Here is an 8,876-nt window from a genome sequence, read left to right on the forward strand (position 1 = left end):
TAGACTATACTCGTGCTTCACACAGCGGCATTAAGTTTTTGAGTTCAGCTACCGAGGAACCATTTTCGACGAAACAGTTTACCATATCCAGCCAGTAGAGATCGTTGTCCGAGTATAAGCTCGCCGTATCTTTACAAGGTAATAGGCCAGCACGCGTGAACGTCGCAATCTGTTCAGCTGCAATGCCTGACTTGGCTGCAAGTTCTCCCAAAGTCATTGTCGTTCCCTTTCCTTTCGATAAATTCAAAGATATTTTACACTGATTGACAAGAAAAGCAAGCTTTATCGGTTTTCCTAATTTTGGATGAAAATGATTGGTTGGCGCCGAACGATTCAGCGTGAACTTATAAACCACAATCCTTGCTATACCGCGTTTCACACTGTATAGTGAATGGGTGATTGGTTGAAATATTTTGAATTGGTACAAACCAATTATCATGTGTATTCATTAATTTTCAAATTATTGAAAATCAAGAAACCATTTTCTATAAATTTTCTTTCAAAAACGTTATATTCTATGAAAGCTTTTTTCATATAGTATAGAAACCGGTAACACAGGTTTTAGTCTAAACTACTTTGAGAAAGTTTTCGTATTTACCTTTTTTTACTCAGAATTTGTTATATAATAATTTCGATACAAGTGGTCTAGACGAGGATGAATCTCTGTCAGCCACTTAGTCATCGACTACTTTATCTCATTAATTTTAAGGAGTGACTGTATTGGCTTCAGAAAGAACTGCACTATTCATCTTCTTTGGTGGGACCGGTGACCTAGCATACCGGAAACTTTATCCTTCCATGTTTAACTTATACAAAAAAGGTACTTTAAGAGAACACTTTGCTGTTCTTGGTACTTCACGAAACAAATTAACTGATGCTCAATTCCAAGAAGCAGTCCGTAAATCACTTGGTACGACCAAGACTGATAAGGAAGCTGAAAAGTTCATCTCACACTTTGCTTATGAAGCACACGATGTGACTGATCAAGCCCACTATTCTGTATTAAAGGACCGTGCTAACGAACTCGATAAGAAGTTTGAATTACAAGGCAACCGTATTTTCTACCTATCACTTGCCCCTTCATTCTTCGGCGTCGTTGCTGGTTACCTTAAGAGCGAAGGCTTAACTGATTCAGAAGGCTTCAACCGTCTTGTGATTGAAAAGCCATTCGGTCGCGATTACGACTCTGCTGAAAAACTTAACGATGCCCTTAGCAAGTCATTTGAAGAAGAACAAATCTTCCGAATCGACCACTACTTGGGTAAAGAAATGATTCAAAACATTGAAGCTGTTCGTTTCGGTAACACACTGGTTGAATCTCTTTGGAACAACCGTTACATCGACAACATTCAAGTAACGCTTTCTGAAAAGTTAGGTGTTGAAGAACGTGCTTCTTACTATGACAACTCTGGTGCTTTACGTGATATGGTCCAAAACCACATCATGCAAATCGTCAGCTTGCTTGCCATGGAACAACCTGTTTCATTTACCGATGTCGATATTCGTGCTGAAAAGGTGAAGGCTCTTCGTTCACTCCGTGTCTACAACGTAGCCGAAGCTTCAACTAACTTCGTACGTGGTCAATATGGCGCCGGTGACGAACAACGCGCTTACCGTGATGAAGATAATGTTCCTCACGATTCAACCAACGAAACTTTCGTTGCTGGTAAGTTATTGTTTGATAACTACCGTTGGTCAGGTACCCCATTCTACATCCGGACTGGTAAGATGCTAGCTGACAAGTTCACTCGTGTGGACGTTGTCTTCAAGAAGCCACTCATCGACATCTTCTCATTCCCACAAAACCACAACGCACCACTTGAAGCAAACGTTTTGACGATGTACATTGAACCACACGCTGGTTTCTCACTTCGTTTGAACGCCAAGACGAACGGCCAAGGTTTCCAAACCGCTCCAATCGACTTGGACTACTTCGTGGACGATGCTGATTCAAAAGCAACGCCAGAACCATACGAACGTTTGATTCACGATGCAATGAAGGGTGACGGCACCAACTTCTCTAGTTGGCAAGAAGTTTCCTATGCATGGCGCTTCGTTGACCAAATTCGCAAGGTTTGGGACTTGCAACAACCACAGTTTCCTAACTACACCCCAGGTTCAATGGGTCCTGCCTCAGCAGACGAATTGATCCAACGCGACCACCGTCAATGGGTATATCGCTTAAACAAGTAATCATCAAAAACACTTAGGCCTAACCGGTCTAAGTGTTTTTTTATCCTGTCGAATAGTGACGTCTTAATCTGTCACCGTACCGCGTGAATTATTTCGTGCGTTAGTTAACAATCATCAATCACTATAATCATTCACAAATCACCTTTAGAATTTTCAATAGTGACTTTGTTTGTGAAATTTCAACTATTAACACGCATTATTAAAACAATGAAAACGTTATATACCACTAATTATCAATATTATACCGTTTAAAAAAAGTCTTAAATGAGATTCTTTTACTTCACATTTAAATTGTGAAATGTTAAACTATTAGCGTATTCAAATCAATAACTCATTTAAAGGAAGGTTTGTAATGGCTGATAAATTAGCAAACATTGGTGTTGTCGGAATGGCTGTTATGGGCAAGAACTTAGCCCTTAACATTGAGAGTCGCGGTTTTACTGTAGGTATCTACAACCGTTCAGCTTCAAAGACCGATCAAGTAATGAAGGATCACGCTGAAAAGAAACTGATTCCTAGTCATACAATTGAAGACTTTGTTGATTCACTTGAAAAGCCTCGTCGAATTTTATTGATGGTTAAAGCTGGTAAGCCAACTGATGCCGTTATTGATGAACTTTTACCACTGCTTGATAAGGGTGATGTCCTCATTGACGGTGGTAACACAAACTTCCACGATACAATGGCACGTAACGCTAAGCTTGATGAATCAGGTATCAACTTCATCGGCATGGGCGTTTCTGGTGGTGAACTTGGTGCACTCCAAGGACCATCCTTGATGCCAGGTGGCCAAAAGGAAGCTTATGACTTGGTTGCCCCAATTCTTGAACAGATTTCTGCCAAAGCACCTCAAGATGGCAAGCCATGTGTCGCTTACATTGGACCAAACGGTGCCGGTCACTACGTTAAGATGGTGCATAACGGTATCGAATACGGTGACGAAGAGTTAATTGATGAAAGTTATAACATCATGCGCAATGTGTTAGGTATTTCCGTCGATGAAATGGCTGACATCTTCAAAGAATGGAACAAGGGTGAACTTGATAGCTACTTAATCGAAATCACCGCTGATATCTTAACTCGTAAGGATGATTTAGGCGACGACAAGACGAAGCCAATCGTTGACATGATCTTAGATCGTGGTAACAACAAAGGGACTGGTAAGTGGAGTTCTGAAGATGCTTTGGATATTCAAGTGCCACAATCCGTTATTACTGAATCTGTTTACGCTCGTTACATTTCAATGTTGAAAGACGAACGGGTTGCAGCATCTAAGGTCTTACCTGCTGCCAAAGCTGATGAAAAAATCGGCGACAAGCAAGAAATGGTTGAAAAGATCCGTGAAGCGCTCTACTTCAGTAAGATTATGAGTTACGCTCAAGGCTTCGAACAACTTCGTTTCGCCTCAGAACACAACAACTGGAACTTGCAATTTGGTCAATTAGCCCAAATCTGGCGTGCCGGTTGTATCATCCGTGCTCGTTTCTTACAAAACATCACTGACGCCTACGACAAGAACCCTAACTTAACGAACTTACTCTTGGATGACTACTTCAAGGACATCGCTACGAAGTACCAAGAATCAACCCGTGAAGTGGTTGCCTTAGCCGTTAAGATGGGCGTACCAGTGCCTAGCTTCAGCGCTTCCATCACTTACTACGATTCATATCGTTCAGAAGTCTTGCCAGCTAACTTGCTACAAGCACAACGTGACTACTTCGGTGCGCACACTTACGAACGAACTGATCGTGACGGTATGTTCCACTATCCATGGTACGAAGAACAATAATTGATGCTATGTATCTTTTGAAGTGAGTGGGCAAAAACTCGTTTAGGTCCCAGAATATAAGAAGACCGACCCGTGGATTCCTGGTTTTGGAATCTACGGGCTGGTCTTTTTATATGGCCGGGACCTGAGCTTTTGCGCACGTTTAGATCAGATAACGGTCTTGAGCTAAAGTGAAATTTTATACTCACTTCGAGTTAAGAAATTAATTCGATACTTACCAATATGGACTTTTTTCCCAGCCTCTTTTTGTTGCAGAATAATAATAGGCGCCTCTCAAACATGATTGTTCGAGAAGCGCCTATTTAAATTGTTAGGTTGCTTAAATCTTCTGTGGTACTAATTGACCCTTGGTTAATGAAAAGAACCGTACGACGCGTTTAAATGGCGAGTGCTTTAACAGCATAACTGCCAAGTACCCAACGACCACACCAGCTGCGTTCGTAATCACATCGTTTATATCGACCCAGCGCGACATGTGTAACGCCATATCTAACACAAACTGCGTGCTCTCAATACTGGTCCCAATCAACACACCAATCAATGTGATTTGCCATGTCGACCGTTGTCGGAAAAGACCGAAGTAAACCCCCATTGGAATCATCATCAAGATATTCATATAAAAATCGAGTTCGATTCCTCTAAATGGAATTGGATTAGTTGGCACCGTACCGACCCAGACTGGTTCCATAGTTGGCACGATACCATATGCAAAGGAAGTTGGGGTCAGCGTCAGATAACCCACGACAGTTAAATAGACGCCAAATGTCACTATGGTAATCAATTGCCCCGCTGTCCGCTTTTTACTAGTTAATAGCCCCATACCAACGAGTACGACGAATACATAGGCGATATATGGTAGCCACTGCGTAAAGTTTGTCATCCGATCACCACCCTTCTATAAATTAAAGGACCAGAGCTGACATATTCGTCACTCCCTGGCCCAATTGATAATCTGTTGACTATCTGTGACCTTGCTTGTTCATCAAGTGTCACTATAGTACCAATCATTTCTTAAAGCTAGTTTAAACCAAATCGTTTAACTCTTTTTTAACGCTTCAGCAATTGGCGTTTCGCCGGTGACCATTGAAATCGTCTTCTTAATCGTTGCCGGTTCACTTAAACTAGCAACAACAGCACTGGCAACGTCTTCGCGAGCAATTGAGCCACCTTCAATACCAGCCGTTTCAATTTTGCCCACACCGGCGTCAAACGTCAGTGCACCGGGTTCAATAATCGTATAGTCAAGGTTAGTGCGATAGCGTAACCATTCATCCGCGTAGAATTTGGCTGCGTAATAAGGTTTAATTGCTTCACTCCAGCGGTTACGGTTTTCAGCAAAAAGGGCACTCACTAACACGAATCGTTTGATGCCAGCTATTTGAGCAGCTTGCATGCTTTTGACTGCGCCATCTAAATCAATTAAGAGCGTCATATCATCGCCAGTTTTGCCACCTGAGCCCGCTGTAAAGATAACTGCGTCAAATCCATCAAGGGTTACGCCCATCTCTTCAGGACGTCCTAATAAGTCGATATGCGCCGTTTTGATTTGACGATCCTCAAAGAATGCTGCTTGTTCAGGTTTTCTGATCCCTGCTACCACAGAAACACCTGCTGACGCGAGTTGTTCACTGATTAAGCGGCCGATATGACCGTTCGCACCAATTACAAAGACTTTCATACAAATAACCTCCATTTTTCCACACATTTTAAAATATGTTGGAAATCATGCTTGAGTTTTCAACTATTGATTATAACGTACTCGTACACATTAATGCTATTATCCCGTTCGCTATTTTAAAGATAATAGCATTATAGGTTTCTTTAAGCTTCGTTTAAGGTGGAACAATTAATCTATTAACTGTAGTAACAAACTACTACATCCTTTAATCATATAGAGTATCGGTTTACTAGGCAAAACCGACTCTTATCCAATTTCCCCTACAAATTGGATCTAATCTACTTTTCAACCCCAATAAAAAACGACCATTACTGGTCGTTTTTTTTATTTTAAAGTCCTGGTTTGATTGCATCGTATTGCTTTTGATACCATTCTTCATAGTTTGATTCCGCCATTACACCATTCTCCATAAAGGATTCATGTAAGGCGCTAATGATTTGTGCAAACAAATGTCCGTCGTTTTCACTTAAAAATTGACGTAACTGTTCTGGGTGGAAACTAATGTTTTGTTGGATATCGTGGTTGATTTGTTCCATTTCGTACTGAATTGGAAAATCAGTCAAGATTTCTAAACTACCACTTTGGTATTTGTTAAGGTAAAAGTCAATAAAGTCGCGTACTGCACGTTGTTTGGCCGATTCACTTAACTGATCAAATAAAACGACACCTGGCTGTAACACTCTGATCACTCCTTATTTTGTTGTCTAATATAACCTTCATTTCCAGTATAGTTCTTTTAGCCCTATTTGGTAAGACAAGCACTTTTATATCAAGGTTAGGCAGATTGATTGTCAGAGTTAACTTTAACGTGTATACTTAAATGTAGAAATGGAATAAGCCGTTAGGTGAGGCTCCTATACGGAAAACGCTACTGCTCAGAAACGTCGAAAAACGCCAATGAGTCAGCTGTCCGAGTTAAAAAAAGGCTCGGTCTAATGTAGCTGTTATCTAATAACTACGCCGTATAGTGCTAAAGCTCAACGATTGGCTAAACGACCCAGATGGGTTATTTGAGTGCGGACTACATAAGCGCTCAGTCAATTGTTGGCTGAGCGCTTTTTTACATCTAACGCACGGCAACCACAATTGGAGGTGAGGGTGTTATGACAACTGAAATACATGATCCTGGATCGCAGTCTTATCACGCGCGTCAGGGAAAGCGAGCTGCTATAATGCCCCATCTAAGCGGCATTGACAGATAGACCGAGCTCTAACTGTACAACCTACTTTCCCTGCCCTATATTGGCGTTTTTAAAATGATCGAGCCATTAATCAGCCACTGTTTTACCCCGTAATTAGTGTTGTAACTAATTGATAGCGGAGTGCCTGTTAGATATCGTTAGTGCGATTAATTGTTCATTCGATTGAATTGGGAAAGCAAGGGTTGGCAGTCAGGGTCTCGGCACCCAAGGTTGACCAGTCGGCAGTGAAATGCCGGTTAACACAATTATGCTTCACCACTAGGGGAACTTAGTGGGGAGATTTTAGTACGGCTAACTTCAGCATCAAAGCGTAAGAATTTCACTTTAAAAACGACACCATCATCATAAAATTTACTATAACGCCGGCAACGTTGACCATGATTTGTAACAAGTATAGCTTGATGGGAATCAACCTCACTTGTGCAACATCCAATGACGACGGCACCAAAAAAGCGACTCGCAATTGCGAGTCGCTTTTAAATTGTTATTTTTTATTAAATGATGCAGCGTAAGCAGTTGCTTGATCTTCATCAAATTCGTGTTCAGATTTAGCAATAACGACTGAAGCCAGTGAATTACCGACCACGTTAACCGCAGTCCGCCCCATATCGACTAAACGGTCAATACCGGCAATGAAGGTTAAGCCCGCCATTGGTACGCCAATAGTTGAGATCGTTGCGAGTAGCACAACGAATGAGGCTCCTGGCACCCCTGCCATCCCCTTTGATGTAATCATGAGGACAACTAACAGGGTAATCTGTTGACCCAAACTCAGGTGAATATGGTATGCCTGCGCGAGGAACAACGCCGCCAGTGATTGATAAATTGCAGAACCATCAAGGTTAAATGTGTAACCGGTCGGAATCACGAACGAGACGATTCCTTGACTAACACCAAACTTATCCATCTTGTCGATGATCCGTGGTAGTGCAGCTTCAGAACTTGCCGTTGAGAAGGCCAAGACAACTTCATCCCGAATGACTTTGAGGAGCGTAAAGATATTAAGCCCAAACAGTTTACCGACCAGACCCATAAAGACCAGAATGAAAACGGCCATTGTCGCATAAGCCAAAACAATGAAGTAGCCAAGCGGCGCCAACGCAGACAGTCCCATCTGGGCAACGGTCACACCAATCAATGCACAGACACCAATTGGCGCAGCGTGCATGACCCAATTCGTCACTTTAAACATCACTTCAGATACAGCCTGCAAGAAATCGATAATGATCTGACCTTTTTCACCAATAGCAGCTGTCCCGAGGCCAAAGAAAACGCTAAAGAAGATTACCGGCATCATATCACCGTTGCTTAATGAACTAAAGATATTCGTTGGAATAATCCCCATCAGTGTATCCCAAATACCACTGTGTTGTTTGGCAGTCTTTGCAGTTGAAACATACTGACTAATATCTTGCGATTGTAATGAGTGGATATTAATAAAATCCCCTGGGTGAAAAATATTGGCAACGACTAACCCAAGAATAATGGCAATTGTTGTCATTAGTTCGAAGTAGATCAGCGTTTTACCACCGATACGACCCAGTTTTTTAATGTCACCCATGTTGGCAATTCCGACCGTTAGACAGGACACCACAATTGGCAATACAATCATCTGGATCAGACTAATAAACATCGTCCCGATATTTTGCATCGCCATAATGGCCGTTTTGTTTTGGTAAAAAACAACACCAAGCACAATTCCCAGTACCAATCCAATTAAAATTTGCCACCCTAAGGTTAACCGATAGCCTCGATAATGTTTCATTCTACGCCCCTCATTCCAAATAATTATTAAAACACCCTTACTATTTTATCATATTCCATGTTAATTAGTGTCTCACTTTTGAAATTTGACTTGTTCAAGGACTACAATGCTGTTATATCAAGGTTTACCGGTCAACTTTTTTCTCATTTAATGACTTTCTATTACAAAATTTTGAAGTGTGTTTGATTTTTTAGACAAAAAAAGAGCTTCCGATTACTCGGAAACTCTAGGTTGCGTGGCAACGTCCTA

At 41.5% G+C, this 8,876-nt stretch carries 7 protein-coding genes and 1 riboswitch; of the genes, 2 read left to right on the plus strand and 5 right to left on the minus strand.

The window, feature by feature from the left end:
• Positions 1-4: 4 nt before the first annotated feature.
• A complete protein-coding gene (locus FD04_RS04995; protein ID WP_054699609.1) occupies positions 5-217 on the minus strand; it encodes a helix-turn-helix domain-containing protein in 213 nt (70 codons plus the stop codon).
• A gap of 503 nt (positions 218-720) precedes the next feature.
• On the opposite strand from FD04_RS04995, the gene zwf reads away from it, so the two are divergent.
• Both zwf and gndA read left to right on the plus strand, forming a co-directional pair.
• A complete protein-coding gene (zwf, locus tag FD04_RS05000) occupies positions 721-2,193 on the plus strand; it encodes a glucose-6-phosphate dehydrogenase (RefSeq protein WP_056947466.1) in 1,473 nt (490 codons plus the stop codon).
• Between the two features lie 352 nt (positions 2,194-2,545).
• Positions 2,546-3,982 carry an NADP-dependent phosphogluconate dehydrogenase gene (gene gndA, locus FD04_RS05005; protein WP_056947468.1) on the plus strand — a complete coding sequence of 479 codons (1,437 nt, stop codon included), beginning with the start codon at positions 2,546-2,548 and terminating at the stop codon, positions 3,980-3,982.
• A gap of 319 nt (positions 3,983-4,301) precedes the next feature.
• Here the strand turns inward: gndA and FD04_RS05010 are convergent, their stop codons facing one another.
• The 4 genes from FD04_RS05010 to FD04_RS05025 form a co-directional block, all read right to left on the minus strand.
• Positions 4,302-4,862 (minus strand): VanZ family protein, encoded by a 561-nt coding sequence (locus tag FD04_RS05010; RefSeq protein WP_054698896.1) that lies wholly within the window; start codon positions 4,860-4,862, stop codon positions 4,302-4,304.
• A 156-nt stretch (positions 4,863-5,018) separates the two neighbouring features.
• Entirely contained in the window at positions 5,019-5,660 is a 642-nt protein-coding gene (locus tag FD04_RS05015) for an SDR family oxidoreductase (RefSeq protein WP_056947470.1), read from the minus strand.
• Positions 5,661-5,989: 329 nt separating this feature from the next.
• Entirely contained in the window at positions 5,990-6,340 is a 351-nt protein-coding gene (locus FD04_RS05020; protein ID WP_054698892.1) for a hypothetical protein, read from the minus strand.
• 150 nt (positions 6,341-6,490) lie between these two features.
• Positions 6,491-6,656, plus strand: a riboswitch (M-box (ykoK) riboswitch).
• 690 nt (positions 6,657-7,346) lie between these two features.
• On the minus strand, positions 7,347-8,627 hold the full coding sequence (locus FD04_RS05025) for a cation:dicarboxylate symporter family transporter (protein WP_056947472.1): 1,281 nt from the start codon (positions 8,625-8,627) through the stop codon (positions 7,347-7,349).
• Positions 8,628-8,876: the final 249 nt, after the last annotated feature.

Source organism: Secundilactobacillus odoratitofui DSM 19909 = JCM 15043 (genome assembly GCF_001434895.1).
In the GTDB taxonomy this organism is placed as follows: Bacteria; Bacillota; Bacilli; order Lactobacillales; family Lactobacillaceae; genus Secundilactobacillus; species Secundilactobacillus odoratitofui.